This is a genomic window from Dorea sp. AGR2135 (genome assembly GCF_000420885.1).
Taxonomy (GTDB): domain Bacteria; phylum Bacillota; class Clostridia; order Lachnospirales; family Lachnospiraceae; genus Dorea; species Dorea formicigenerans.
The window spans coordinates 127,019-153,768 of the sequence record NZ_ATVU01000001.1; the positions used below are offsets into that span (position 1 = coordinate 127,019).

At 40.9% G+C, this 26,750-nt stretch carries 25 protein-coding genes; 23 read left to right on the forward strand and 2 right to left on the reverse strand.

The features are described from left to right. Positions 1–2 precede the first annotated feature (2 nt). The 4 genes from asnA to rpsU all read left to right on the forward strand — a co-directional run bounded on the left by asnA (position 3) and on the right by rpsU (position 5,460). The gene (gene asnA, locus G593_RS0100620) at positions 3–1,010 is read left to right on the forward strand and encodes an aspartate--ammonia ligase (protein WP_029730403.1); all 1,008 of its coding nucleotides are present in this window, start codon (positions 3–5) and stop codon (positions 1,008–1,010) included. A gap of 159 nt (positions 1,011–1,169) precedes the next feature. Continuing rightward, on the forward strand, positions 1,170–3,806 hold the full coding sequence (gene alaS, locus G593_RS0100625) for an alanine--tRNA ligase (protein WP_029730404.1): 2,637 nt from the start codon (positions 1,170–1,172) through the stop codon (positions 3,804–3,806). A 30-nt stretch (positions 3,807–3,836) separates the two neighbouring features. Next, complete coding sequence (locus tag G593_RS0100630; protein ID WP_029730405.1) at positions 3,837–5,186, forward strand: APC family permease; 1,350 nt, start codon at positions 3,837–3,839, stop codon at positions 5,184–5,186. Positions 5,187–5,283: 97 nt separating this feature from the next. Next, on the forward strand, positions 5,284–5,460 hold the full coding sequence (rpsU, locus tag G593_RS0100635; RefSeq protein ID WP_004054229.1) for a 30S ribosomal protein S21: 177 nt from the start codon (positions 5,284–5,286) through the stop codon (positions 5,458–5,460). Between the two features lie 123 nt (positions 5,461–5,583). Here the strand turns inward: rpsU and G593_RS0100640 are convergent, their stop codons facing one another. Further along, positions 5,584–6,156 (reverse strand): Maf family protein, encoded by a 573-nt coding sequence (locus G593_RS0100640; protein WP_196801951.1) that lies wholly within the window; start codon positions 6,154–6,156, stop codon positions 5,584–5,586. A gap of 179 nt (positions 6,157–6,335) precedes the next feature. Here G593_RS0100640 and G593_RS0100645 point away from each other — a divergent pair, with 179 nt between their 5' ends. The 18 genes from G593_RS0100645 to G593_RS0100735 all read left to right on the forward strand — a co-directional run bounded on the left by G593_RS0100645 (position 6,336) and on the right by G593_RS0100735 (position 23,781). Beyond that, the gene (locus tag G593_RS0100645; RefSeq protein ID WP_022278375.1) at positions 6,336–6,872 is read left to right on the forward strand and encodes a prolyl-tRNA synthetase associated domain-containing protein; all 537 of its coding nucleotides are present in this window, start codon (positions 6,336–6,338) and stop codon (positions 6,870–6,872) included. Positions 6,873–6,892: 20 nt separating this feature from the next. Then, positions 6,893–8,596, forward strand: a complete 1,704-nt coding sequence (locus G593_RS0100650; RefSeq protein WP_029730407.1) for an ABC-ATPase domain-containing protein — start codon at positions 6,893–6,895, stop codon at positions 8,594–8,596. Continuing rightward, positions 8,563–8,841, forward strand: coding sequence for a hypothetical protein (locus G593_RS0100655; RefSeq protein WP_005336592.1), 279 nt, complete (start codon positions 8,563–8,565; stop codon positions 8,839–8,841). Before G593_RS0100650 ends, G593_RS0100655 begins: the two co-directional genes overlap by 34 nt. Next, positions 8,798–8,947 carry a hypothetical protein gene (locus G593_RS21385; RefSeq protein ID WP_334290736.1) on the forward strand — a complete coding sequence of 50 codons (150 nt, stop codon included), beginning with the start codon at positions 8,798–8,800 and terminating at the stop codon, positions 8,945–8,947. Before G593_RS0100655 ends, G593_RS21385 begins: the two co-directional genes overlap by 44 nt. A gap of 182 nt (positions 8,948–9,129) precedes the next feature. Beyond that, a complete protein-coding gene (locus tag G593_RS0100665; protein ID WP_005336590.1) occupies positions 9,130–9,435 on the forward strand; it encodes a metal-sensing transcriptional repressor in 306 nt (101 codons plus the stop codon). 22 nt (positions 9,436–9,457) lie between these two features. After that, positions 9,458–12,004 carry a heavy metal translocating P-type ATPase gene (locus tag G593_RS0100670; protein WP_029730408.1) on the forward strand — a complete coding sequence of 849 codons (2,547 nt, stop codon included), beginning with the start codon at positions 9,458–9,460 and terminating at the stop codon, positions 12,002–12,004. Positions 12,005–12,182: 178 nt separating this feature from the next. Continuing rightward, positions 12,183–12,887 (forward strand): GntR family transcriptional regulator, encoded by a 705-nt coding sequence (locus G593_RS0100680; RefSeq protein WP_049946436.1) that lies wholly within the window; start codon positions 12,183–12,185, stop codon positions 12,885–12,887. Positions 12,888–13,142: 255 nt separating this feature from the next. Further along, positions 13,143–14,129: a C4-dicarboxylate TRAP transporter substrate-binding protein gene (locus G593_RS0100685; protein ID WP_022278370.1), complete on the forward strand. Its 987-nt coding sequence runs from the start codon at positions 13,143–13,145 to the stop codon at positions 14,127–14,129. Positions 14,130–14,148: 19 nt separating this feature from the next. Then, positions 14,149–14,658, forward strand: coding sequence for a TRAP transporter small permease (locus G593_RS0100690; RefSeq protein WP_022278369.1), 510 nt, complete (start codon positions 14,149–14,151; stop codon positions 14,656–14,658). Beyond that, entirely contained in the window at positions 14,655–15,938 is a 1,284-nt protein-coding gene (locus G593_RS0100695) for a TRAP transporter large permease (protein ID WP_029730411.1), read from the forward strand. The genes G593_RS0100690 and G593_RS0100695 overlap by 4 nt, the downstream gene beginning before the upstream one ends. A 48-nt stretch (positions 15,939–15,986) precedes the next feature. Further along, a complete protein-coding gene (gene yiaK / locus G593_RS0100700) occupies positions 15,987–16,997 on the forward strand; it encodes a 3-dehydro-L-gulonate 2-dehydrogenase (protein ID WP_029730412.1) in 1,011 nt (336 codons plus the stop codon). An 18-nt stretch (positions 16,998–17,015) separates the two neighbouring features. Further along, positions 17,016–17,474 carry a YhcH/YjgK/YiaL family protein gene (locus G593_RS0100705; RefSeq protein WP_029730413.1) on the forward strand — a complete coding sequence of 153 codons (459 nt, stop codon included), beginning with the start codon at positions 17,016–17,018 and terminating at the stop codon, positions 17,472–17,474. Between the two features lie 15 nt (positions 17,475–17,489). After that, on the forward strand, positions 17,490–18,515 hold the full coding sequence (locus G593_RS0100710) for a zinc-binding alcohol dehydrogenase family protein (RefSeq protein WP_022278365.1): 1,026 nt from the start codon (positions 17,490–17,492) through the stop codon (positions 18,513–18,515). Positions 18,516–18,545: 30 nt separating this feature from the next. Continuing rightward, a complete protein-coding gene (uxuA, locus tag G593_RS0100715; RefSeq protein WP_334290737.1) occupies positions 18,546–19,634 on the forward strand; it encodes a mannonate dehydratase in 1,089 nt (362 codons plus the stop codon). A gap of 2 nt (positions 19,635–19,636) precedes the next feature. Beyond that, positions 19,637–21,220, forward strand: coding sequence for a mannitol dehydrogenase family protein (locus G593_RS0100720; RefSeq protein WP_029730415.1), 1,584 nt, complete (start codon positions 19,637–19,639; stop codon positions 21,218–21,220). A gap of 233 nt (positions 21,221–21,453) precedes the next feature. Then, positions 21,454–22,011, forward strand: coding sequence for a Uma2 family endonuclease (locus tag G593_RS0100725; RefSeq protein ID WP_005336584.1), 558 nt, complete (start codon positions 21,454–21,456; stop codon positions 22,009–22,011). Positions 22,012–22,078: 67 nt separating this feature from the next. After that, the gene (locus G593_RS0100730) at positions 22,079–23,359 is read left to right on the forward strand and encodes a D-alanyl-D-alanine carboxypeptidase family protein (RefSeq protein WP_029730416.1); all 1,281 of its coding nucleotides are present in this window, start codon (positions 22,079–22,081) and stop codon (positions 23,357–23,359) included. Continuing rightward, positions 23,347–23,781, forward strand: coding sequence for a DUF3592 domain-containing protein (locus G593_RS0100735; protein WP_242827010.1), 435 nt, complete (start codon positions 23,347–23,349; stop codon positions 23,779–23,781). The genes G593_RS0100730 and G593_RS0100735 overlap by 13 nt, the downstream gene beginning before the upstream one ends. Positions 23,782–23,915: 134 nt before the next feature. Here the strand turns inward: G593_RS0100735 and G593_RS0100740 are convergent, their stop codons facing one another. Beyond that, positions 23,916–25,721: an aminopeptidase P family protein gene (locus G593_RS0100740; RefSeq protein ID WP_029730417.1), complete on the reverse strand. Its 1,806-nt coding sequence runs from the start codon at positions 25,719–25,721 to the stop codon at positions 23,916–23,918. A 145-nt stretch (positions 25,722–25,866) separates the two neighbouring features. Between G593_RS0100740 and G593_RS0100745 the strand changes: the two genes are divergently transcribed. Next, positions 25,867–26,733 carry an HAD-IIA family hydrolase gene (locus G593_RS0100745; RefSeq protein WP_029730418.1) on the forward strand — a complete coding sequence of 289 codons (867 nt, stop codon included), beginning with the start codon at positions 25,867–25,869 and terminating at the stop codon, positions 26,731–26,733. The last annotated feature ends 17 nt before the right edge of the window (positions 26,734–26,750 follow it).

Sequence of the window (26,750 nt, forward strand, 5' to 3'; positions counted from 1 at the left end):
ACATGAGTTTAATATTACCAGAAAATTATGATCCACACATGACCGTGCGCGAGACACAGAAGGCAATTAAGTATATCCGTGATACATTCCAGAGAGAATTCGGAAAAGAAATGAATCTGGAGCGTATCTCAGCACCGCTTTTTGTTGAGAAGAGCAGTGGTCTTAATGATAACCTGAATGGAGTTGAAAGACCGGTACAGTTTGATGTTGCCGGAATTCCGGGAGAGACCGTAGAAGTTGTACATTCTCTTGCAAAATGGAAACGTATGGCTCTCAAAAAATATGACTTTGAGCCAGGCGAAGGACTCTACACAAACATGAACGCTATCCGGCGCGATGAGGAACTTGATAACCTTCATTCCTGCTATGTTGACCAGTGGGACTGGGAAAAAGTTATCCGTAAGGTGGACAGAACAGAAGAGACATTAAAGACAACCGTACGTCATATCTTTAAAATTATCAAACATATGGAACATGAGGTGTGGTACAAATACCCGCAGGCAGTGAAACATTTACCGGATGATGTAACATTTATCACGACTCAGGAACTGGAAGACAGATATCCGGACAAAACTCCAAAGGAGAGAGAGAACCTGATTACAAAAGAATATGGCTGTGTATTTCTGATGAAGATTGGAGATAAGCTTGCAAGCGGTGAACCACATGACGGACGTGCACCGGATTATGACGACTGGCAGTTGAACGGAGATATTCTGTTCTGGCATGATACATTAGATTGTGCACTTGAAATCTCCAGCATGGGTATCCGAGTAGATGAGAAATCTCTTGCTTCCCAGCTTAAGAAAGCAAGCTGCGAGGACAGACGAGAGCTTCCATACCACAAAATGCTTCTTCACGGAGAACTTCCATACACAATCGGAGGAGGTATTGGACAGTCCAGACTGTGTATGCTCCTTCTCGACCGGGCGCATGTAGGCGAGGTGCAGGCAAGTCTCTGGCCGGAAGAGATGAGACAGACATGCAGAGAGCATGACATTATCCTTTTATAGATTATAAAAATGTAAACGGATAAATTTCGTTTGCCAGGAGAAAAGGAGATTCCACCAAAAGAACTGGAAGAAATTGAATTGAAATAAATTCAACGGACGTTGACAAACGAAAGATGACTACTTATAATTATAAGTTAGTGAATTTTTGAGGAGGAAATTATGCAGAAATACGGAGTTAACGAATTAAGAAGAATGTTCCTTGAATTCTTTGAAAGCAAGGATCACCTGGTACTTAAAAGTTTTTCACTGGTGCCACATAACGATAAAAGTTTATTGTTGATCAATTCCGGTATGGCACCAATGAAGCCATACTTTACAGGACAGGAGATCCCGCCGAGAAGAAGAGTGACAACCTGTCAGAAGTGTATCCGTACAGGAGATATCGAGAATGTAGGTAAGACAGCTCGTCATGGTACATTTTTCGAGATGCTTGGTAACTTTTCTTTTGGAGATTATTTTAAGACAGAGGCAATCCACTGGACATGGGAGTTCCTTACAGAGGTTGTAGGACTTGATCCGGAGAGATTATATCCTTCTGTATATGAGAATGACGATGAAGCATGGGAAATCTGGAATAAAGAAATCGGTGTCCCTGCAGAGCGTATCTTCCGTTTCGGAAAAGAAGATAACTTCTGGGAGCATGGTTCAGGTCCTTGTGGTCCATGCTCAGAAGTTTATTATGACCGTGGTGAAAAATATGGTTGTGGAAAACCAGGCTGTACAGTAGGCTGCGAATGTGACCGTTATATGGAAATCTGGAATGATGTATTTTCACAGTTCAACAATGACGGACATGGGAACTATTCTGACCTGGCTCAGAAGAACATTGATACAGGTATGGGACTGGAGCGTCTTGCATGTGTCGTACAGGATGTAGACTCCATGTTTGATATTGATACAATGAAAGCATTGCGTGACCATGTATGCGCTATGTCAGGAAAGCATTATGGCATCGACCACGAGACAGATGTTTCTCTTCGTGTCGTAACAGATCATATCCGTTCTGTTACATTTATGATTTCAGACGGAATTATGCCATCTAACAGTGGCCGTGGTTATGTACTCCGCCGTCTGCTCCGCCGTGCTTGCCGTCACGGAAGACTTCTCGGTATCGAGAGAGCTTTCCTTGTAGAGCTTGCACAGACTGTTATTGATGGTTCAAAAGATGGATATCCGGAGCTTGAAGAGAAGAAAGACTTTATCTTCAACGTGATTGCAAAAGAAGAGGCTCAGTTCAATAAGACAATTGATCAGGGACTTTCTATTCTTGCAGACATGGAAGAAGAGATGAAGAAAAATGGTGAGACAGTTCTTTCCGGAGAAAATGCATTTAAACTTTATGATACTTATGGATTCCCAATTGATCTGACAAGCGAGATTCTGGATGAGAAGGGCCTGACTTATGATAAGGAAGGGTTTGAAAAAGCTCAGAAAGAGCAGCGTGCGAAATCAGAGGGAACATTTGGTACTCACAGCTACACTGGAAAAGACGCTACAGTTTATGATGAACTGGATGCAGAGCTTGCAACAGAATTCGTAGGATACGAGAATCTTGTATGTGATGCAAAAGTGACAGCACTTACAAGCGAAGAGGAGATTGTAGACGCATTATCCGATGGCGAGAAAGGTACAATTATTGTTGATAAGACTACATTTTATGGAACAATGGGTGGTCAGGAAGGTGACATCGGTACCATTAAGACTGCTGGTGGAGAGTTCGTAGTAGAGAATACAATTCACCTTGCCGGAACAAAGATTGGACATGTGGGATATGTAAGCCATGGAATGATCAAAGGCGGTGATCCAGTATCTATGGAAGTAGATAAAGAGAACCGTAATCTGTCAGCAAGAAACCACAGTGCAACACATCTTCTTCAGGCAGCTCTCCGCCAGGTACTTGGAACACATGTTGAGCAGGCAGGTTCTTATGTAGATGCTGAGAGACTTCGTTTTGACTTTACACATTTCTCAGCATTGTCAAAAGAAGAGTTAAAGCAAGTAGAAAATATTGTAAATGAAAAGATTGCAGAATGCTTACCGGTCGTAGCTAAGAATATGCCAATCGAGGAAGCAAGAAAGACTGGAGCAGCAGCCCTTTTCGGTGAGAAATATGGTGATGTTGTCCGTGTCGTAAGCATGGGAGATTTTTCAGTAGAGTTCTGTGGAGGTACTCACGTATCGAATACAGGAGTTATCAGTGCACTTAAGATTATTTCTGAGACAGGTGTTGCAGCAGGAGTCAGACGTATTGAGGCTCTGACTTCAAAGGGACTTCTGAAATATTATGATGATATGGAAAAGAAACTTCAAGAGGCAGCAGCTCTTGTGAAAGCAACTCCGAACCAGTTATCAGATAAGATCCGTCATCTTCAGGCTGAGAATAAAGATCTTCACAGCGAGCTTGAGAGCGTGAAGAGTAAGATGGCAAAAGAGGCAATGGGAGATGTATCTGATCAGGTTACAGAAGTAAAAGGTGTAAAACTTATTGCTGCAAAAGTAGAGGATGTAGATATGAATGGACTTCGTGATCTTGGAGATCAGTTGAAAGAAAAACTTGGTGAAGGTGTGATCGTTCTTACATCCGCGGCAGGTGGAAAAGTAAGCCTTGTTGCAATGGCAACAGATGAGGCTGTGAAGAAAGGTGCCCATGCCGGAAATCTGATCAAAGGCATTGCCGGCCTTGTTGGAGGTGGCGGCGGTGGACGTCCGAATATGGCACAGGCCGGAGGAAAGAATCCAGACGGAATTGACGCTGCAATTGCAAAAGTAAGTGAAGTCCTGGAGAGCCAGTTATAGACATTTGATCAGACTTTTCAGGGGTAGTTTATGGAGCAAAAACAAGAACAGAAACAAGAGTTAAAAAAGAATTTGGGCGCAGTGACAGCGATGGCAACCGTTGTCGGAAGCGTTATCGGGTCTGGGGTTTTCTTTAAACCCCAGGCTATTTATACAGCGACAGGCGGCGCTCCTGGACTTGGAATGCATGCCTGGCTGATTACCGGAATTGTAAGTATCGCGGCAGCATTGACATTTTCAGAAGTTGCAATCATGATTCCGAAAACAGGTGGAATCGTAGCCTATCTGGAAGAAATTTATAATCCGATGATTGGATTTTTGGCAGGCTGGGTACAGATTTTATTATTTTATCCGGCCATGATATCTGCCCTTGCAGTGGCAGGAGGTCAGCAGATGGCGTTTTTTATCGGGGACGGTTATGTTGCTCCGGTAGCAGTTGCCATGATTATCATTATCATCTTTCTGAATTCTATGGGATCCAAGATAGGTGGCAGTGTACAAGTCATTTTTACAGTCTGCAAGATGATTCCGTTAATCCTTTTGATGATTTTCGGGTTTGTGCGCGGGGCAGGAACGAATCCAGTCTTTACTCCGATGGTAGGCGAAGGACTAAGTCCGATGGTCGTTCTCGGTCAGCTTATGATCGCGATTTTATTTGCATTCGAAGGCTGGACCAATGTAGGAGCAATTGCGGGAGAGATGAAGAATCCGGGAAAGGATCTTCCTGTTGCCATCGTTGGCGGAGTATCACTGATCATGGCAGTTTATTTTATCATTAATCTTGCATATCTGTGGGTACTTCCGGCATCCGAACTTGCAACACTGACTGCACCGGCATCAGCTGTAGCAGTGAAGATTTTAGGAAAACTTGGAGGACAGATTGTATCAATCGGAATCATTGTTTCCGTATTCGGAAGCTGTAACGGATTTATACTTTCCGGTTCCCGTGTGGCATATTCTCTTGCGGCAGAAGGAAAATTTCCATTCCACAAGACATTTGCAAAATTGAATGGAGCACAGGTTCCGGCAAATGCAATTATGCTTGTCGGAGGCATCGGTGCATTTTATGCATTAAGTGGTCAGTTTAATCTGCTGACAGACCTGGCGGTATTTTCAAGCTGGACATTCTACACACTGACATTTCTCGGTGTGATCAAACTCAGAAAAGACCGTCCAAATGCAGTGAGAACCTATAAAGTGCCGTTATATCCTATTGTTCCGCTCATTGCGATTGCCAGCGGAATCTTTGTTATTATCAATCAGATTTTTCTGGCAGGGCACAGATCGACCATAATTTCCATTGCCAGCACAATTGTTATGCTGCTTGGATTGCCGGCATATATGATAATAAAAAAAGATTGTAAAAACATATTGACGTAACGTAAATTTATGATATAATCGTATGTGTGCAAAAAATATACCCGAACAGTCGTATAATGCACAATATAGGACTGGAGGGGAGGTTAGGTGTGAGACTATGTCAAATGTAATCGTAAAAGAAAACGAGACGTTAGACAGCGCTTTACGCAGATTCAAAAGAAACTGTGCAAAGGCTGGAATTCAGCAGGAGATTCGTAAAAGAGAGCATTACGAGAAACCAAGCGTAAGACGTAAAAAGAAATCTGAAGCTGCTAGAAAACGTAAGTATAACTAATATGTGCAAAAAACGGAGTGTCTTTTGACACTCCGTTTTATATCAGCTGGGAGTTATCTCCCAGCTGATATAGCCTCCGGCAGGATTGCAGAGTGCAAAGCACGGATCAGTTCGTGGGTGTAATTATAAAGATTTCAGTTCCTGATATACCCGTCCAATCGGAAGCCCTACCACATTATTGTAATCACCTTTTATTCCTTTTACATGAATAGAAAAATCACCCTGTATACCGTAAGCTCCGGCTTTATCTAACGGATCACCGGATTCTACATAGCGGTGAAGGTCTTCTTTATCAATCGGATAGAGCGTGACATCGGTCTGGCAGTAAAATGTCTTAATAGTCTTTTCCCCTTGCTTTTTCTGAATCAGTGAAACACCTGTGTAGACCTGATGTGTGCGGCCTGCAAGCATGGACAGCATATCGTAGGCTTCCTGTTTATCAGCAGGTTTTCCAAGAATCTCATCACGATAAACAACAATCGTATCGGATCCAATGACAGTATAATCGTCAGAATCTGTAATTTTAGCGTAGACATTTTCCGCTTTTTGGTGAGCCAGTTCCATAACAACATCGGACGGCACTTCTTTTGTAATCTTTTCGTTCACGTCAGACGGAATCACATCAAATTCAAGACCCGTGCGTGCAAGCAGTTCCCGCCTTCTCGGTGACTGTGATGCAAGAATATATCGCATAATAAATACCTCATTTCTTTCTGATTTCAAATATCAGGATACTATTTGCAGTATACCTGATAAATACCACAAATATCTGCAATTAAGATTTGCGTTAAATAAATATTTTATAGTACTCACTTTGATATTTATGGTAAACTGAAAAGAGGAAAGATGCAAGAGAAAACTTATGGAGGAAGATTATGTATATCAGTGAGATTAAGACCGGTGCGCCGACAGACGTAAGATGCCCGCTGGAACGCCGTATGTACGAGACTTTAGATAAATTGAGGATCCCATATGAGCGTGTGGACAATGACCCGGCAGCGAGCATGGAGGAGTGTGCAGAGGTGGACAAAGTTCTTGGAACTGAAATCCGGAAAAATGTGTTCTTATGTAACCAGAAAAAGACAACATTTTTCCTGCTTGTCATGCCGGCAAATAAATCCTTTGACACAGCAGCTTTCAGTAAGAAACTGGGTGTATCCCATATGTCATTTGCACCGCCGGAGAAAATGCTTAAGCATCTTGGAACGACACCGGGATCAGCCAGTGTGGCAGGACTTCTCGTGGACGAAGACGACTATGTGCAGGTAATTGTAGATAAAGAAGTGGCAGAGAGTGAATGGTTCGGTTGCAATCCGGGAATTAATACAAGTCATTTGAAATTTAAGACACAGGATTTATTACAGAAGTTTTTGCCAAAGATTCACCACAGAGCAAGGATTGTAGATTTATAACAGAAGAAAGAAGAAGTAACATGAAATCAGCAGACGATTTGAGACAGTTATTACAAAATATTGATAGAAAAAGTTATCCGGCTTATAAGGGTACGAAAGGAGTATATCGATTTGGCAAATATGCATTGGGAATCGATCATGTACAGGGAGATCCGTTTGCGGCACCGTCCAGCCTTCATATTGAAGTTTCGGGAAAAGTGGCTGCATTTCCAGAATATCTTTATGACGAAAAATGGAAACAGATCGCACTTGAGGATTATCTGATCCGTCAGTTTGGCACAGCAATCGGAAAATATTCATTTCAGGCGAAAGGATCCGGAAAGAGTGGAATTATTTCTGTGACTAGATGTGGTCAGGAAATTCTAAAGCGGAGCGCCTGTGAGATCAATCCGGCAAATGGAAACATTAGCATGCGATTTGAGGCTGGATTTCCGGCAAATGGAAGAACCATCAATGCAAGAGAGCTTTCAAAAATTTTATTCGATTATCTCCCGGAGTGCGTGGAGAGTTCTCTTTTCTATGCAAGACAAGATAAGAAAAAAGTGGAGCGTGTCATGGAGCTATCCGTAGACCAGCAATATATCCGTGAGCAGTTAAAAGAACAGGGACTTGTAGCGTTTGTGGCAGATAAAGCCGTTCTTCCGCGTGAGTCGGGTGTCTCAGCAAAGCCGATGAAAGGAGCTGTGCCATTTGCTTCGCCGGAATCGATGAAAGTGACCATGGATTTACCATACGCAGGCAAAATCACAGGTATGGGCATCAAAAAAGGAATCACCTTGATTGTTGGTGGTGGCTATCACGGAAAATCTACCCTTCTAAAAGCGCTGGAAATAGGCGTATATCCGCACATTGCAGGTGATGGCAGGGAATATGTCATTACAGAGTCAGATGCAGTGAAAATCCGCGCTGAGGACGGCAGAAGTATCAAGGACACAGACATTTCTATGTTCATCAATGACCTGCCAAATGGGAAAGACACGAAAACATTTTCCACGGAGGATGCCAGTGGAAGTACATCCCAGGCGGCAAATGTAGTGGAGGCCATGGAGGCTGGCGCTGCAGCGCTTCTCATCGATGAGGATACGTCGGCGACCAACTTTATGGTGCGAGATGAACTGATGCAAAGAGTGATTCACCGGGATATGGAGCCGATTACACCATTTATTGAAAGAATGCGTGATTTATATGAAAATCAGGGCATTTCCACAATTCTAGTTGCGGGAAGCTCCGGGGCATATTTTCAGGTAGCAGATGTGGTGATTCAGATGGATCGGTATGTCCCGAAAGAAATTACAGCCCTTGCAAAAGAGGCTGCCAGCCAGTATCCGGCACTGGAATTGCCAGAAGGAAATGTGAAACTACCAGAGTCCGGACGATGCCCGAAGAAAAATGCAGGGTTAGTTCATAAAGGACGTATCAAGATTAAGAACATGGGAAGAGACGGTGTAGTCCTGAACCATGAAAACATTGATCTTCGATATGTGGAACAGCTTGCAGATCCCGAACAACTTACCTGCCTGGGGTATCTTCTCCGTTATATGGAAGAACAGGAATTTGACGGCAGAAAAGAAGCCGGACAGATTATCAAACGACTGGTGAAGAAGCTGGAAGCGGAAGGATTTGCAGCGGTCTGTGAGAGTGGAAATGTTCCGGGCAATCTGGCAATGCCGAGAAAACAGGAGGTATATGCATGCGTGAACCGATATCGGGGCATGAAGTTGTAAAGAAAAAGAGAGACTGCAATAATCTGGAAAAAGAAACTGCGGGTTTAGAAAAGGTAAAAGTAATCGCAAGAATTCACACAGATTTTCCGACTAAATTCGGGATTCCAAGACAGAGTGGGCTTTCCGATGCGACTGGACTTGTTGTATTTGAGCCGGAGTTTCGCCAGCCGGACGCTCTGAGAGGAATTGAGAAAAGTCGTGATGCAGATACTGAGTCAGGATCCAAGACCTTCTTATCAGAATGACCCGGAGAGAGTATATGGCATGGAATTTGCTGGGTTTGAGGTGAAATTTCGTGTAGAGGGAAGCACACTTTACGTGGTAAGTGTGACGAAAAAGGAAAAGGAATGAAATAAGATAAATATTCACATTAAAAAGATCATTTACGAAAAAGTGTAGATGGTCTTTTAAGTGCATTTTATGAAAGAAGTATATCTTGATTTCTTTACTGAGAAAAATTTATGAAAAAAGAACTTGCAATATACCCTTAAGGGGTATATACTGTCACTGTAATCAAGAAAGGTGTGCATACTATGGAAGAAAAGAAAGAATGTTGTTGTCATAAGAAAAAGGAGCGGACAGAAAAGGAATACAAGGATCTTCTGAACCGCTTAAGCCGGATTGAAGGCCAGGTACGAGGAATTAAGCGTATGGTGGAAGAGGACGCATACTGTACGGATATTCTGATTCAGGTTTCAGCGGTCAATGCGGCGCTGAATAGCTTTAACAAGGTGCTTCTTGCTAATCATATCCGCACTTGCGTAGCGGAAGATATCCGTGCAGGGAAAGAAGAGACAATCGATGAACTGGTTGCCACGCTCCAAAAACTTATGAAGTAATAGTTAGGCAGGTGTATTAATGATGGAACAATATACAGTGACAGGAATGAGCTGTGCGGCCTGCAGTTCCAGAGTAGAGAAGGCTGTGTCAAAGGTGCCGGGTGTTACATCCTGCTCGGTCAGTCTTCTGACGAACTCCATGGGAGTCGAAGGAACAGCAACGTCAGCTCAAATTATAGAAGCAGTGGAAAATGCCGGATATGGTGCATCGCTGAAAGGTGCAGCAAATGAAAAGACAGGCAGTGCTGCCGAAAACAATGATGATTTTTTGAAAGACAGAGATACACCAGTATTGAAGCGGAGGCTGATTGCTTCTTTATGTTTCCTTATACCACTTATGTATCTGTCCATGGGACATATGATGTGGAACTGGCCATTGCCAGGATTTATGGCGGACAATCATGTGGCAATGGGACTGGCTCAGTTGCTTTTGACTACGATTGTTATGGTCATCAACCAGAAGTTCTTTATCAGCGGATTTAAAGGACTGATTCATAAAGCGCCGAATATGGACACACTGGTTGCCCTTGGTTCTACAGCTTCTTATGGATACAGTGTTTATGCGCTGTTTGCTATGACAGATGCGCAGATGCGCATGGATATGGATGCCGTGATGTCATATATGCATGAATTCTATTTTGAGTCTTCAGCTATGATCCTGACTCTTATTACGGTTGGAAAGATGCTGGAGGCACATTCCAAAGGTAAGACGACAGATGCTCTTAAGAGTCTGATGAAACTGGCTCCGAAGACGGCAGTACTGCTCCGCGATGGAAAAGAAGAAACAGTTTCCATTGAGCAGGTGAAAAAAGGAGACATTTTCATAGTAAGACCTGGTGAAAATATACCAGTAGATGGTATTGTTCTGGAAGGAAACAGTGCGGTCAATGAGGCAGCTCTGACCGGTGAGAGCATTCCGGTAGATAAGGCGCCAAATGATACAGTATCTGCTGCGACAGTCAATCAGTCCGGTTTCTTAAAATGTGAGGCTTCAAGAGTCGGAGAGGACACAACACTGTCTCAGATCATTCAGATGGTCAGCGATGCGGCGGCAACAAAAGCACCGATTGCAAAGATTGCAGACCGGGTATCAGGTGTATTTGTACCAACGGTTATTACAATCGCAGTGATTACGATTGTTGTGTGGCTTTTAGCTGGTCAGAGCGTCGGATTTGCTCTTGCTAGAGGAATTTCCGTACTTGTTATCAGTTGCCCATGTGCCCTTGGACTTGCCACTCCGGTCGCAATTATGGTTGGAAATGGTATGGGCGCGAAAAATGGAATTATGTTCAAGACAGCCGTTTCTCTGGAAGAGACAGGAAAAATGGAAATTGTTGCTCTTGATAAAACCGGAACTATAACAAGTGGCGAACCTCAGGTCACAGATATTCTCCCTGCAAATGGAGTAAGTGAATCTGAATTACTGGTTCTTGCATACATTTTGGAGAAGAAGAGTGAACACCCACTTGCAAAAGCGATCACAGGACGTGTAGAATCAGAAGTAGAGCAGTCTGAGTGCGAAAAATTGACAGAAGTATCTGACTTTCAGGCAGTTCCGGGAAATGGACTTTCCGGTAAAATAGGTGGCGCAGAAGTTCTTGGTGGAAACTTGAAATATATCGGACAGTATTCCGAAGTATCTGAAGAAATGAAGCGTCAGGCAGAACATTTGTCCGAACAGGGAAAAACACCACTATTCTTCAGCCAGAACGGAACATTTATGGGAATTATTGCAGTGGCTGATGTTATCAAAGAAGACAGTCCGAGAGCAGTAAAAGAACTTCAGAACATGGGAATACACGTTGTTATGCTCACAGGTGACAATGAGCGTACTGCAAAAGCAATCGGCGTGCAGGCAGGTGTTGACGAGGTGATCGCAGGCGTACTTCCGGAAGGAAAAGAAAGCGTGATCCGAAGACTTAAGACAAAAGGAAAAGTTGCTATGGCCGGTGACGGTATCAACGATGCACCGGCACTTACAAGAGCAGATATGGGAATCGCAATCGGAGCCGGAACAGATATTGCCATTGACGCGGCAGACGTTGTACTGATGAAGAGCCGTTTAAGCGATGTACCGGCAGCCATCCGCATGAGCCGTGCAACACTTCGGAACATTCATGAAAATCTGTTCTGGGCATTCTTCTACAATGTCATTGGAATCCCACTGGCAGCAGGTATCTGGTATCCATTATTCGGACTGAAACTGAATCCGATGTTCGGTGCGGCAGCCATGAGCTTATCCAGCTTCTGTGTTGTTACAAATGCACTGAGACTGAATCTCTTCAAAATGTATGACGCAAGCAAAGATAAAAAAATAAAACATAAAAAAGAAAGTAAAAAGAAACAGGAGGAATCAACCATGACAAAGACAATGAAAATCGAAGGAATGATGTGCGGACACTGTGAGGCAAGAGTAAAGAAAACTCTGGAATCAATTGACGGTGTCAAAGAGGCAGTTGTAAGCCACGAAGCAGGAACAGCCGTAGTGACACTGGAAAAAGAGGTTGCTGATGAAGTGCTTAAAAATGCAGTAGAGGCACAGGACTATCCGGTAAAAGGAATTGAGTAGAGATTCAGAATGAATCATATCATTAAAAATGATTCAGTTAGATGAGAAAGATTGTAAAAGAGCAGATGTGAAAGAATTAGGAGAAGCTTTCGTATCTGCTCTTTTACTTGTATTTTAACAAAAAAAATGGTAACATGATAGCATATTATAGATGTATAGAAAGTGAATGGAGAAAGTTATGAGTAACAAAAATACCGTACAGAATGCGGTTTATCAAGAATTAAAAAAAGGGATCATGACACTTCATCTTGTACCAGGGACAGAGATGAGTACGCAGGAGATAGCAACCAAATTACAGGTAAGCAGAACGCCGGTCAGAGAAGCATTTATCCAGCTTCAGAAGGAAGGTCTTGTTGAGGCAATTCCGCAAAAAGGTACAAAAGTGTCACCGATTAATATAAAACGAGTAGGTCAGGAGAGGTTTTTACGAGAGTCCTTGGAACTGTCAGTCATCGAACCATTTCTAGCTAATGTAAATACACAGGATTATCAGTTTCTTCGTGCTAATATTGAAAAGCAGAAAGAGTATTGGAATAAAAGAGATTTTGCTGGTTTTGTACAGCTTGACAATCAGTTCCACAAATCACTGTTTGAAGTAGCAGAACAGCAGCTGAGCTGGGAGTTGATTTCGAATTATAATGGACATTATGACCGGCTTCGTATTCTAACGATTCGTAATGAAGAGACTCTGACTGGCACAATCCAGCAGCATGAACAGATTGTAAGTCTGGCAGAGCAGGGGAAAATTGAGGAAGTATACAGTGAACTGAAAGATCACGTCAGAAAGATTTTGGTCGAAAAAGAGGAGCTGATTCAGGATTATCCAGGATTTTTTGTATCTGGTGAAGATGAGAAGAACAGCATTTTGGGTGGAAGCCTGTAAAATAACATATAAAATATATACATTCATTTGGGAATATCACATCATCGAAAAAAGTGGTATTCTTTTTTTGTAAATAAATACTTGTATAAAATATACAAAAAAACTAGAATAATTTATGCTAAATCCCCATATTGACTATAACATGTTAGTATGCTAGTATGTAAATGTAAAATACAGAATGATTTCTGAGTCGACACAGGAATTTTGATTTCTGCAGCAATTGTCTCTAAAATGTAGAGAAGAGGAGGAAACAAAATGAAGAAACTCGTTTCGATTTGTCTTATAGGAGCATTGATGGCATCACTTGCCGGATGTGCGAAGACGGACAAAAAGCAAGATGAATATATTCTACAGATTGGTACTGTTTTAAATGAGGCAGACCCATTATATGTTGCATTGACAGAAGTCTTTGAAAAACAGGTGGAAGAAAAGACGAACGGTGCGATTGATGTACAGATATATTCCGGTGGACAGCTTGGTACAGATGAAGATGTTCTGGAACAGGCGCTGGTTGGATCTGGAGTAGGTGTTATTACAGAGGCAGGACGTCTTTCCAATTATGTGTATGATTTCGGAGTTCTCTTAGCACCATATGTTGCTTCAGACTATGAAGAAGCACAGAAATTATTTGAGACGAATACATACCATGAACTTTGTAATCAACTGGAAGACAAAGGTTTTCATATTCTTTCATTCAATTATTATCAGGGTGAACGTGAATTATTTACAAGGAAACCTGTTGCAGAACCGTCAGATTTGTCAGGACAGCGTATCCGGTCTTCAGGAGCACAGGTTGTAACCTCTACATTAGAGGCAATGGGAGCGAATACAAATGTACTTGCGTGGTCAGAATCTTATCAGGCATTACAGCAGAAAGTAATTGATGGTGTAGAAGTTCATCTGTCAGCGGCGGTTGGATCTTCTATGCAGGAAGTAACGAATTATCTCTCATTTACAGGTCATCAGCAATTATTAACAGCATTGGTAGTGTCTCAGAAATGGTTCGAGAACCTTCCAGAAGAATATCAGAATATTATAACAGAAGCAAGTTATGAGGCTGGTATCGCAGGATCAGAAACTGTAATAGAAAAGAACGATGAATATTTACAAACCCTGATCGATGGTGGAATTGAAGTTGTAGATTGTGATGTAGATGCATTCAGAGAAGCATGCCAGGTTGTATATGATGAACTTGGTTATGCAGATGTAAAAGCAAAATTAGATGCTGAACTTGGACGATAGAAGAGGAGTTGACAAAAGAATGTATAAGAAATTTGAAGATGGTCTGGTAAAAGTTGAAACTGGATTTGTGTGTATCGGACTGATGTTATTGATTGTAACCGTATTCGCGGCTGCAGTTCTCAGATTTTTCGGAATTGATATGTCCTGGTCAACAGACCTTGCACAGTTGGCCTTTGCGTGGGTAAGTTTTATAGGTGCAGATCTTGCTATGCGAAAAGATAGACATATGGGTGTTGATATGTTGACGAATAAGTTGCCGGCGAAAATACAGAATGCATTGCGACTGGCAATCTACTGCCTGATTTTGGCTTTTCTTCTGGCAGGAGTATATTATGGAATTTCTCTTTGTGTCATTAATCCTGACAGAAAATACAATACACTTTATATCAGTTACTCTTTCGCGACAGCAAGCTGTCCGATAGGTTGCGCGCTGATGAGTCTGACGGCTGTAAAACGTATTGTAGAGTGTGTTCGCAGATTTATGAGTAATGATTATAGTTACTTTGAGAAGAAGGAGGTAGAGGCATGATTATTTTAGGAATTTTGTTTGTTGTATTATTGCTTCTTGGGGTGCCAGTCGCATTTACAGTAGGAATTTCAGCAGCTTCATTTTTTGTAACAAAAGGAATTCCAATGGAAATTGTAGTTCAGAAGATGGTATCCAGTACACAGTCATTTTCTCTGCTGGCGGTTCCGTTCTTTGTGCTTGCCGGAAACTTGATGAATGAAACAGGAATTACCTCACGTCTGATAAAGTTTTGCAATCTTGCAACAGGTCACATGAGAGGAGGACTTGCACAGGTATCCGTTTTACTTTCATGTCTGATGGGTGGTATTTCAGGATCTGCTACTGCGGATGCAGCTATGGAAAGTCGTATTTTAGGACCAGATATGGAAAAGAAAGGTTATTCAAAAGGATTTACGGCAGCAATTCTTGCAATGGGTGGACTGATTACCGCTACCATTCCACCATCACTTGGATTGATCCTTTATGGTGTAACAGGAGAGGTTTCCATCGGTCGATTGTTTCTTGCAGGAATTGTACCGGGAATCTTAATGACAATTGTTCTGATGTTTGCAGTAAGTCGCATTTCAAAGAAACGAGATTATGCACCAGAACGTGAGAAGATTGCTACACTACCAGAACTTTTAAAAGGATTGATTGATAACATCTGGGCGTTAATGTTCCCGGTCATCCTGATTGTAGGAATTCGTTTTGGAGTATTTACACCTTCCGAGGCAGGAGCATTTGCAGTTGTGTATGCATTATTTGTAGGAATGTTTGTATACAGAGAACTGACTGTAAAAAAACTGATTGAATGTCTTGCGACAACAGCTGTTGATCTTTCAGTTATTATGTTTATTATTATTTGTTCTAATGCTTTTGGTTATGCGATTGTAACAGGTCAGTTACCACAGAGTCTTGCATCATTTATTGTGAAGTTATCTGAAAATAAATATGTAATCCTGACAATCGTTATGTTGTTTGTCTTTGTAGTAGGAATGTTTATGGAAGCTACAGCAAATGTACTTCTGTTGACACCAATTTTCCTTCCGATTATTGTTTCATATGGATTTGATCCGGTTCATTTCGGTATTATTTATATGATTTTGATTACAATGGGAGGCATGACACCGCCAATCGGAGTCACCATGTATACGACATGTTCAGTTTTGGATTGTCCGGTGGAGACGTATACAAAAGAATCGATACCGTTTATCGCAGGAATCATAATCCTGTTGATCTTACTTGCAGTATTTCCAGATTTGTGTCTGTTCCTTCCAAATCTGGTATATGGTGCGGCGTAAATATAACTAAAAAACGATTTATATTCATTTAAGTAAAGGAGAACAATTATGAGATTATCTTTTGAGGAAATTCAGAGTGAAATTAAACGAGTTTTTATGAAATATGGGTTATCTGAAGAGAAAGCAGATACCTGTGCACGTATTCATACAGAATCCACATATGATGGAATTTATTCTCATGGAACAAATAGAGTGGCAAGATTTGTTGATTATATCCAGAAAGGATGGGTAGATGTAAATGCAGATCCGACTATTGAAAAAGATTGTGGTGCGATTAAAGTCATTAACGGAAATATGGGACCTGGTATCTTAAATGCATTATATGGAGCAAATCAGGCAATGGAGATGGCAGACAAATACGGAATTGGTATGGTAGGTCTGAAGAATACAACACACTGGATGCGTGGAGGCACATATGGTCTTTATGTTGCCAGAAAAGGTTATGTAGGTATTATGTGGACCAATACAGAAGCATGTATGCCACCTTGGGGAGCAAAAGAGTGCCGTCTTGGAAATAACCCATTTGTTATGGCTTGTCCTGGAGTAAATGGAGGACCGGCATTACAGCTTGATATGGCAATCAGTCAGTATGCTTATGGAAAATTACAGGTAACAAGACTTGCAGGTAAGAAACTTCCATTCCCTGGAGGCTTTGATAAAGATGGTAATATTACAGACGATCCGGGAGCAATTGAAGAATCTATGAGAATTATGCCGATTGGTTACTGGAAGGGATCTAGCTTTAGTTTTATGTTAGATGTGCTTGGTTCCATTTTATCAGATGGTGTAGGAGCTGTTGATTTGAATGCAGAGACAAAAGGATCTTGTGGAGGATGCTCTCAGGTTATGATTGTAATTGATCCTAAGAAGATTACTGATGGAGATAAGATGAGTGAGACTGTTCGTCGTGCAATTGAATATCTTAAGAGCGCAGAGCTTGCAGAGCATAGTAATGGAATTATGGCACCAGGTGAAGATTATGTTCAGTTCAATAAAGACCATGATGAAAATGGAATTTTTGTTGACGACAGTGTATGGGCAGAGATTCAGGGATTATAGTAAGTGAGGAGAATTGGTATGATTGTTGATTCTATAAAAAATATAGAACGTTATGAGAATATCCATCCCAATATTAGTACAGCACTTCATTTTATTGCAGAACATGAAGAAGATCCAGAACTTGAAGATGGGAGATATGAACTTGTTCCGGATGAAGTTATTGTCTATGTGTTAAGTAAAGAGTCACATTATCGGGAAGAGGCAGAAATGGAAATTCATAAGAAATTTATGGATATTCATTATATGATTTGTGAAGCAGAGCGATGTGGAATCGCTCCGCTTCCAAAAGAATCTGAGATTGATTACAGTGATGAAACAGATAATGGATTTTGGAAATGTGAAGATACTTATAATGTTCGAATTGGAAAAGGTGAATTCTATGCCGTATGGCCAATGGAACCACATTGTCCGCTTTGTAATGCAGGAGAACAAAAAGAAACAGTACGGAAAATAATTTGTAAGGTGAAGGTTGATTAGAAAGAAGGTAGTAGTATGAAGGCTGTTAAGATTATGAAACCGAATGAGTTGCAGATAATCGATATGGAGAAACCAGCTATTGATGAAAAAAATAATGTTTTGGTAAAAATTCATGTTGCTGGTATCTGTGGATCAGATGTCGGAATTTATCATGGTAAAAATGCGGCTGCAACATATCCAAGAGTCATTGGGCATGAGATGGTCGGTGAAATTGTTGAGACGGGTGAAAATGTTACAAAGCGCAAAGTAGGAGACCGAGTTATCATTGATCAGGTAACTGCTTGTGGACATTGTTATGCGTGTAGAAAAGGCAGACCAAATGTATGCGAGAATTTGCAAGTAAGAGGTGTGCATATTGACGGTGGATACAGGGAGTATATGGCAGTTCCGGAAAGTGACTGTTATCTTTTGCCGGAAACATTATCTTATGAAGATGCAGTTATGATTGAGCCTACAACAATTGCGGTGCAGGCATGTAGTCGTGCAGAGCTGGTATTTGAAGATAATCTTATGATTATCGGTGCAGGAGCTCTTGGAAGCAGCATTCTTAGAATAGCGAGGCTCTACAATCCACATAAAATAATAATGGTAGATATTGAAGAAGATAAATTAAAAGAAAGTCTTGAAAATGGCGCAACTGATATCATTAATAGTAAGGTGGAAGATGTAGTAGAAAAAGCACACGAGTTAACGGATGGATATGGACCGACAGTAGTTATTGATGCTGCTTGTTTTCATGGCAGTTTTTTAACTGCATGTAAATGTGCCGGTAATGCAGGGCGTGTGATAACAATGGGATTTGGAGTAGATCCTGATGAAATTAATCAATTTGCGATAACTTCAAAAGAATTAGATGTAAGAGGAAGCCGACTTCAGAACAGAAAATTTCAAACAGTGATTGATATGGTGAATAAAGGAAAAGTAAATTTGAACAATAGTATTAGTCATCGTTTTTATTTTGAAGATGCACAAAAAGCATTTGATTTTAATGATACCCATGATCCGTCAATTCGAAAAATAGTATTGACATTTGACAAATAAACATTAGTACGGAGGAGAAGATATATGCCTATGCAGATGGGATTTCGCTGGTATGGCGAAGGAAATGATCACATAAAATTGTCTGACATAAAACAGATTCCGGGTGTAACAAGTATTGTTTGGGCGCTTCATGATAAACAGCCAGGAGAAATCTGGGAGAAAGAAGAAATTGCAGAAGTACAGAAGCAATTAGAACCATACGGATTTAATATGGATGTTGTCGAATCTGTAAATGTACACGATGATATAAAAATCGGACTTCCAAGCAGAGATAAATATATTGAAAATTATATTCAAACGATTCGTAATCTTGCTGAATTTGGTGTTAAAGTCATTTGTTATAATTTTATGCCAGTATTTGATTGGACAAGAACTGATTTATTTCATCCTGTTGGAGATGGATCGACAGCTATGTACTATGAAGTAAGTAAGATTCAAGATGACCCGAAAGAAATGGCAGATTATATTTTAAATAATTTGAATGGACTTACCTTTCCTGGATGGGAGCCAGAGAGAATGGCAAAGCTGGATGAATTATTTGAAGCTTATCGTCCGGTGACCAAAGAAAAACTTTGGGATAATTTAAAATATTTTATTGAAGCACTTATGCCAGTTTGCAATGAGACAGGTATTAAGATGGCAATTCATCAGGATGATCCACCGTGGGATATTTTTGGATTGCCAAGATTATTAGTAGATTCAGCATCTATTGATCGCTTTTTGGCAATGGTGGATGATCCACATAATTGTCTTACATTATGTTCAGGCAGTTTGAGTTCAAATCCAAATAACAATGTTGCAGACATTGTGAAGAAACATTGTGACCGGATTGCATTTGCACATATAAGAAATGTACATCATCTGCCAAACGGAGATTTTATTGAGGCAAGTCACAGAGATTGTGATGGAGAGACTGGAATCCTGGATATTGTCAAAGCATATCATGAAGGAGGATTCGAGGGATATATTCGTCCGGATCATGGACGTCAACTTTGGACAGAAGGTCCTGGGAATGTACGACCTGGATATGGATTATATGATCGAGCACTTGGAATTATGTATATTCTTGGAATTTGGGATATGCTTGAAAAAGAAAAAGCAGAAGGGAGAACTGTGTAATTATGAGATTAACAGATATTAAAAATGGTGCTTCACAAGAGTGGCAAGCAGCAGGATATGAACTCCCAAAGTTTGATATTGATACTGTAAGAGGAAAAACATATCGTGAGCCTACATGGGTACATTTCGGAGCAGGAAATATTTTTCGTGCATTTCCAGCAGCAATCCTACAGGATACACTAGATTCTGGAAAATATGACCGAGGAGTTATTGTTGCAGAAGGTTTTGATTATGAAATTATTGATAAAGCATATACACCTTATGATAATTTGAGCCTTCTTGTTCTGCTTCAGTCTGATGGAAGCATCCGTAAAAAAGTGATTGCTTCAGTGACAGAAAGTTTGAAAGCAGATCCAGAGTTTGAAAATGACTGGGCGCGATTAGTGGAAATTATGAAAAATCCATCTTTGCAGATGATTAGCTTTACAATTACAGAAAAAGGATATTCTGTATCAGAAAAAGATTTGAAAAATGGGTTAAATCCAACACTAATCATGGGAAAAGTAACTGCGTTATTATTAGAAAGATTTCAGACTGGGGCATACCCTCTTACAGTTCAGAGTATGGATAACTGTAGTCACAATGGAGACAAAGTGAAACAGGCAGTTGTTTCATATGCAAAAGAATGGGTGGCACAGGGATTGGTGCCGGCAGAGTTTTTGGCGTATGTTCAAAATGGAGAAAAAGTTACATATCCATGGAGTATGATTGATAAAATCACTCCGAGACCAGATGAAAAAGTACAAAATATGTTGAAAAAGGATGGATTTGAAGATACAGAGACCATTATTACAGAACGCCATACTTATACAGCTCCATTTGTTAATGCCGAAGAGACTGAATACCTGGTAATTGAAGATCATTATGCAAATGGGCATCCACCACTTGAATTGGGAGGTGTTATTTATACAGACCAGCAAACAGTTGACAAAGTAGAAAAGATGAAAGTTTGCACATGTCTGAATCCATTGCACACTGCAATGTCAATTTTTGGCTGCTTGTTAGGATATGAGTTGATTTCAGAAGAAATGAAAGATGAGGATTTGCGCGGTTTAATTACAAAAATTGGATATACAGAAGCTATGCCAGTTGTTGTAGATCCAGGAGTTTTAAAACCAGAAGAATTTATAGGAGCAGTTTTAGAAAGACGACTCCCTAATCCATTTATGCCAGATGCACCTCAGAGAATTGCAACGGATACATCACAAAAATTGTCTATACGATTTGGAGAGACAATTAAGGGATATATTGAGCGAGGATTGAATTTGGATGAGTTGGTATTAATTCCTCTTGTCTTAGCTGGATATGCAAGATATTTAAGAGGAATTGATGATGTGGGAAATAAATTTGAACCATCACCGGATCCATTACTTGATGAACTTCAAAAGATAGTTTCAGGTCTTAAAATAAAACAAGAAAAACAGGATTTTACATGCTTGAAACAGCTTTATAGTCGTGAAGACATTTTTGGCGTAAATCTATATGAAATCGGACTTGGAGAAAGAATTGAGTCTATGGCAGCAGAATTATTTGCCGGAACAGGTGCAGTAAGAAGTACACTTCACAAATATGTAGTGAATAGATAAGATATGTAAGATACAACAATATCGGAAAATCAAAACAGACAGTACATGTGTTTTTAGTACTGTCTGTTTTGATTTTCCGATATTGTTGGTTCTAAGACTAATCTTTTATGCTTGATTTAAATATAATTATGCTTGAAGAAATAGAAAAGTATGTTATAATATACATAATAAATGAAAATACTTTAGAAGTTATATGCGGACATAAATAATAAAAAGGACGGTGAATGTTTATCATGCCAATATTGAAAGATGATTACCAGAAGACAGAAAAGATTAACGGTGTAATTTATAATATGTCTCCGGCAGCCAATTTCAGACATGGAATTGTAAATGGAAACATTTATGGAAAAGTGAGAGAAGGGCTGAAGGATAGTTTATGTCTGGTATTTATGGAAAACCTGGATTATAAATATCACCCGGAGGTAAACGATGACTATGTTGTACCTGATATTATGCTTGTCTGTGATCGAAAAGGTCTGAAACACAGTGCATATCATGGAACACCAAAGTTTATTGTAGAGACATTGAGTCCGGCGACAGCACTCAGAGACAAGACGGAGAAGAAAGAGATTTATGAGCAGGCAGGAGTAAGCGAGTATTGGATTGTCTCACCAAGGGAGCATGCAGTAGAGATATATTATCTTGAAGAAGGAAAATATAAACTAGTGTACAGTTATATTCTTCAGGAGGATAAGGACGAAAAAGATTATAATGCCGATACGATTATTACCTTGCGGGAGTTTCCACATATAGCCATGACACTGGAAGAGATTTTTGATAAGGTAGATTAAAAATGAAGTTATAAAACAATCCCTCCATCATATATTTACTACAAAAGTATGTGTTGGAGCACGGATTATGAAAAAATTTCTGGTGTGGTTAATCTGCTTGATTCTACTGACACAACCGGTTTTTGCGCAGTCTGAAAAACTGATTATTCTGAATACGAATACGGGACAAAATACAGACGCAGACACTGGCCAGAACGCTGGAGCAGGAGAGCAGAATTCATCGGATACAACAGAAAATACAGATAATGTAAATACGCAGCAGACGGGAAATGTGGACATCTCCGCACCGTCTGCTCTTTTAATGGAAGCATCTACGGGACAGGTAATTTATGAAAAAGATGCAGATTCCAAGAGACCGCCGGCAAGTGTCACAAAGGTCATGACATTGCTGCTGATTTTTGATGCGCTGCAAGAAGGAAAGATACATTTAGAGGACGAGGTGACAACGTCGGAATATGCGGCTTCTATGGGTGGCTCCCAGGTATTCTTAGAACCAGGTGAAGTGCAGACAGTAGAGACACTGATAAAATGTATTTCCGTAGCCAGTGCCAACGATGCCTGTGTCTGCATGGCAGAGTACATTTGTGGAAATGAACAGGAATTTGTAAATCAGATGAATGAGCGGGCGAAAGGCCTTGGCATGGAGAATACACATTTTGTCAATTGTAACGGACTGGACGCGGATGGACATGTGACGACAGCGAGGGACATCGCGCTAATGTCCAGAGAGCTGATCCATACATATCCACAGATTTTTGATTACTGTAATATCTGGATGGAGGATATTACGCACACGACAAAAAAGGGTTCTACACAGTTTGGACTTACAAATACGAACAAAATGATCCGGCAATACGAATATGCGACTGGGCTTAAGACGGGGTCGACCAGTCAGGCAAAGTTCTGTATTTCTGCAACAGCAAGGAAAGATAACACGGATATGATTGCTGTCATTATGGCGGCAGATGACAGCAAAGCGAGAATGCGGGACGCTATTGTACTGTTGAATTATGGTTTTGGAAAATGTCAGAAATATCAGGAAGATAAAGTAAACAAAATACCGAATGTGCCGGTAAAACATGGAGTTGAAAAGAAAGTTGGCGCCGCGCAGATGGAATTATTTTCTTATGTAGATGTGACAGGTGCAGATTTATCTACGATAAAGAAAATAGTAAAATTAAAAGAGAATGCGACAGCACCGGTCAGACAGGGGGATAAAATAGGCGAAGTAATTTATTCGCTGAATGGAAAAGAGATTGGCAAAGTAGACATTCTTGCAACAGAAGATGTAGAAGAAATCAGTTACGGAAGTGCCATGAAAGAAGCCGTGCGTGGGTGGACATTATAATTAGTCATTTGGAACTGGGTCTTGTATTAACACTATGTGGTCTGGGAGCAGCGTTCTGGCTTCCGGCGATTATTATAGGCTTGATTTCACATGGAAAAAAGAAAAACTGTACGATGAATACGGTCGGACTGGTCATAAGAATCAACAGCAAATCATCAGGTGATGGAAGTTTGAGCTTTTATCCGGTATATGAATATTATGCAAATGGAATGAAATATACGAATGAAGGTGCGTCCATCAAGCACTGTGTTCCACAAGTCGGTACAAAAGTTCCGGTCATGTACAATCCGGCAAAGCCAAAGCAGTCTTACATTCCGGGATATGATAATAAGGTCTATAAGATTCTTGCGATTGTATTTGGAATTATTGGGTGCATACCGATTCTTGTCTGTACTGGAATTTTGTTTTTTACAGGCATATAACAGATTTGAAAATAAAAGGAAACGAAGAAGCCTCTCTCGGAAAATGAATGAGAGAGGCTTTCCTATACTTGAAAATAAATTTTGAAAATCAAATTTGGTGTTAAAATATCAGGTTTATAAACGTGTAAATCGGTCTAAATCGCTCTTGTATATTCAGCCAGCCACTTGCGTTCATCTTCTTTCATATGTGGTGCAAGTGTTTCGTATACGCGCTTGTGGTAAGCGTTTAGAAGTTCTTTGTCTTCGATGGTCATCATTTCAGGTACGACTGCGTCCAGATCTATCGGTACAAGTGTAATTGGTTTAAAGTATAAGAATCTTCCATATGCGGTTGTCTCGCCTTCGCAGATCATAAGTTCGTTCTCTGTACGAATTCCGTGAGAACCGGCAATGTAGACACCTGGTTCGTCAGTGATGATCATTCCCGGCTCCAGGGCAATGTCCTGAATTGGAGCCTTATTTCCGAGATAACGGCGGAATCTTGCCGGTTCTTCGTGAATGTTCATAAGATAGCCAACGCCGTGTCCGGTTCCGTGATTGAAGTCTAATCCACGTTTCCAAAGTGGAAGACGTCCGATAACATCTAAGCTTCCGCCAGTAGTACCGTACGGAAACACTACATTTGCCAGATGCAAGTTACATAAAAGAACGGAAGTAAAGTCTTCTTTCATATTCTGTGGAACATTTCCAAATGCAAAGGTTCTTGTAATGTCTGTGGAGCCTTCCAGATACCCACCGCCGGTGTCTGTAAGGAAGAGACCATTTTCCGTGACTGGTACATTGCTATCTTTGGTTGCGCTGTAGTGAACAATTGCTGCGTGTTCGGCAGAGGCACAGATTGGCTCGAAGCTCTGCCAGAGATATTCGTCCTGTTCTTTCCGAAATTCTTCCAGCTTGTCGGCTGCACTAAGTTCCGTGACAGGAGATTCAGAAGAGATACCAACGTGTGTCTTTAGCCAATGCATAAAACGAGTCACAGCAACCCCATCTTTGATGTGAGCCTGTTCGATATTGTGAAGTTCTGTTTCATTTTTTACAGATTTCATCAATACGGAAGGATTTTCGCTTTCGACAACAGAGACTCCTTCTGGAATGCAGTTACGAAGCGCATAGTTAATACGGGACGGGTCTAAAAGGACAGTCTCTTCTGAATCCAGATGCTTTAAATCTTCGTAAATATCATTGTATGGGTGAAATGTAATTCCGGCAGCAGTCAGGTTATTATACATTTCTTCGGTCAGCTTCTGCTTATCAACGTATAATTTCATCTCATCCATGGTGATGATGGCGTAGGAGAGAAGAAGGGGAAAATAGTCAATGTCCCGTCCACGCAGATTGGTAATCCAGCAAATGTCATCCAGGGCAGCAACGACATGAGTAGTAGCCCCGTGTTGCTTGATAGCTTCACGGACGCGGGCAAGTTTTTCCGTTGTAGAAGCACCGGTGTATTTTAATTCCAAGGCAAATGCCGGTTTTGTTGACAGTGCCGGTCGGTCTTTCCAGATCAGGTCGATCAAATCTTCGGAAGTAACAATATGACCATGCTTTTTCTCGGCAATTTCCTGATATGCCTTTCCGTTTTTCATAGAGATGACACGTCCGTCAAAACCGATTGTACCATGTTCCGGTAAATGTTTTTCCAAGAACTCGTTGATACTCGGGACACCTGGTTCCAGCATGCGATAGAGAGTAACCGGAGTGCCTGAAAGCTGTTGCTCGGCCTGTAAGAAATAACGTCCGTCTGTCCAAAGTCCGGCGTGATCTAAAGTAATAATCGCGGTTCCGGCGGAACCATCAAAGCCTGTAATAAATGTTCTGGCCTGAAAATATGCCCCGACATTTTCACTTTGATGAAAATCATCAGTCGGAACAATATAGATATCGTATCCGCGCTCCTTCATAAGTTTTCTCAGCGCGTCAATATGTTCTGAAACTGTCATGATAAAAACCTCCTCGACATGATTTCTAAATCAGTATATAATAATGCAAGGGTGTAAAGATGCATCATAGTTGGGCCTTTTAATCCCGACACCATCATCATTATATAGTATAAATGGACAAAATTCCAGCAAGGAGCTTTTTTTAATGTTAAAAGGAAATGATTTAGAGAGTAAAAAATATTTTTTGTTTGATATAGACGGGACACTTGCCATTGATGACACGATTTATGACGGCAGCCGGGAGTTGCTTGATTATATTGAAAGCATTGGCGGACGAGCTTTTTATATTACGAACAATTCGGTCAAAAGCCGAAAAGATTATATTGAGAAATTTAAGAAATGGAATATTTCTGCAGTAGAAAATCAGTTTGTGACTGCATCTTATGCAACATGTAAGTATCTGAAGGAGCACTATGAAGATAAGAAACTGCTTGTAGTAGGAACGCCGTCTTTTGAAGAGGAGTTAAAAAGCTTTGGACTAAAGCTGACCCACGAGGCAGAGGAAGATGTAGCATGCGTAGTTGTGGGATTTGACAGAACACTTGTCTACGAAAAAGTCGAAGAAGCATGTAAGGCATTATTTCGTCCGGAAGTGGATTTTGTCGGAACAAACCCAGATTACCGGTGTCCAACTGCATTTGGCTTCGTTCCTGACTGCGGAGGGATCTGCGAGATGTTGAAAGTGACAACAGATCGGACACCTTACTATGCAGGTAAGCCGAATGCACAGATTGTAAAAATGTGTATGGAGCAGGTAGGTGCGAAACCAGAGGAAGTGCTTGTAGTTGGCGATCGCCTTTACACGGACATTGCATGTGGAATTAACGCGGGAGTGGAAACGGCTCTTGTGTATACAGGAGAGGCAAAGCCAGAGGATCTGGTGGCGACAGAATTTATGCCGGATTATGCATTTGAAAATATCCGAAAGCTGTATGAGGCATTTCGGAAAAGCCGGGAAGCGGTGACGGAAGGGAAAAATCCAGACATACAGATGTGTTCAAAACAGATATAAATAAACGTGTGATAAAC

What these genes read in the sequence shown, in the direction of transcription:
- asnA (WP_029730403.1), top strand. Translation starts at nt 3, where the DNA reads ATGAGTTTAATATTACCAGAAAATTATGATCCACACATGACCGTGCGC.
- alaS (WP_029730404.1), top strand. Translation starts at nt 1,170, where the DNA reads ATGCAGAAATACGGAGTTAACGAATTAAGAAGAATGTTCCTTGAATTC.
- G593_RS0100630 (WP_029730405.1), top strand. Translation starts at nt 3,837, where the DNA reads ATGGAGCAAAAACAAGAACAGAAACAAGAGTTAAAAAAGAATTTGGGC.
- rpsU (WP_004054229.1), top strand. Translation starts at nt 5,284, where the DNA reads ATGTCAAATGTAATCGTAAAAGAAAACGAGACGTTAGACAGCGCTTTA.
- G593_RS0100645 (WP_022278375.1), top strand. Translation starts at nt 6,336, where the DNA reads ATGTATATCAGTGAGATTAAGACCGGTGCGCCGACAGACGTAAGATGC.
- G593_RS0100650 (WP_029730407.1), top strand. Translation starts at nt 6,893, where the DNA reads ATGAAATCAGCAGACGATTTGAGACAGTTATTACAAAATATTGATAGA.
- G593_RS0100655 (WP_005336592.1), top strand. Translation starts at nt 8,563, where the DNA reads ATGCGTGAACCGATATCGGGGCATGAAGTTGTAAAGAAAAAGAGAGAC.
- G593_RS21385 (WP_334290736.1), top strand. Translation starts at nt 8,798, where the DNA reads ATGCAGATACTGAGTCAGGATCCAAGACCTTCTTATCAGAATGACCCG.
- G593_RS0100665 (WP_005336590.1), top strand. Translation starts at nt 9,130, where the DNA reads ATGGAAGAAAAGAAAGAATGTTGTTGTCATAAGAAAAAGGAGCGGACA.
- G593_RS0100670 (WP_029730408.1), top strand. Translation starts at nt 9,458, where the DNA reads ATGGAACAATATACAGTGACAGGAATGAGCTGTGCGGCCTGCAGTTCC.
- G593_RS0100680 (WP_049946436.1), top strand. Translation starts at nt 12,183, where the DNA reads ATGAGTAACAAAAATACCGTACAGAATGCGGTTTATCAAGAATTAAAA.
- G593_RS0100685 (WP_022278370.1), top strand. Translation starts at nt 13,143, where the DNA reads ATGAAGAAACTCGTTTCGATTTGTCTTATAGGAGCATTGATGGCATCA.
- G593_RS0100690 (WP_022278369.1), top strand. Translation starts at nt 14,149, where the DNA reads ATGTATAAGAAATTTGAAGATGGTCTGGTAAAAGTTGAAACTGGATTT.
- G593_RS0100695 (WP_029730411.1), top strand. Translation starts at nt 14,655, where the DNA reads ATGATTATTTTAGGAATTTTGTTTGTTGTATTATTGCTTCTTGGGGTG.
- yiaK (WP_029730412.1), top strand. Translation starts at nt 15,987, where the DNA reads ATGAGATTATCTTTTGAGGAAATTCAGAGTGAAATTAAACGAGTTTTT.
- G593_RS0100705 (WP_029730413.1), top strand. Translation starts at nt 17,016, where the DNA reads ATGATTGTTGATTCTATAAAAAATATAGAACGTTATGAGAATATCCAT.
- G593_RS0100710 (WP_022278365.1), top strand. Translation starts at nt 17,490, where the DNA reads ATGAAGGCTGTTAAGATTATGAAACCGAATGAGTTGCAGATAATCGAT.
- uxuA (WP_334290737.1), top strand. Translation starts at nt 18,546, where the DNA reads ATGCAGATGGGATTTCGCTGGTATGGCGAAGGAAATGATCACATAAAA.
- G593_RS0100720 (WP_029730415.1), top strand. Translation starts at nt 19,637, where the DNA reads ATGAGATTAACAGATATTAAAAATGGTGCTTCACAAGAGTGGCAAGCA.
- G593_RS0100725 (WP_005336584.1), top strand. Translation starts at nt 21,454, where the DNA reads ATGCCAATATTGAAAGATGATTACCAGAAGACAGAAAAGATTAACGGT.
- G593_RS0100730 (WP_029730416.1), top strand. Translation starts at nt 22,079, where the DNA reads ATGAAAAAATTTCTGGTGTGGTTAATCTGCTTGATTCTACTGACACAA.
- G593_RS0100740 (WP_029730417.1), bottom strand. Translation starts at nt 25,721, where the DNA reads ATGACAGTTTCAGAACATATTGACGCGCTGAGAAAACTTATGAAGGAG.
- G593_RS0100745 (WP_029730418.1), top strand. Translation starts at nt 25,867, where the DNA reads ATGTTAAAAGGAAATGATTTAGAGAGTAAAAAATATTTTTTGTTTGAT.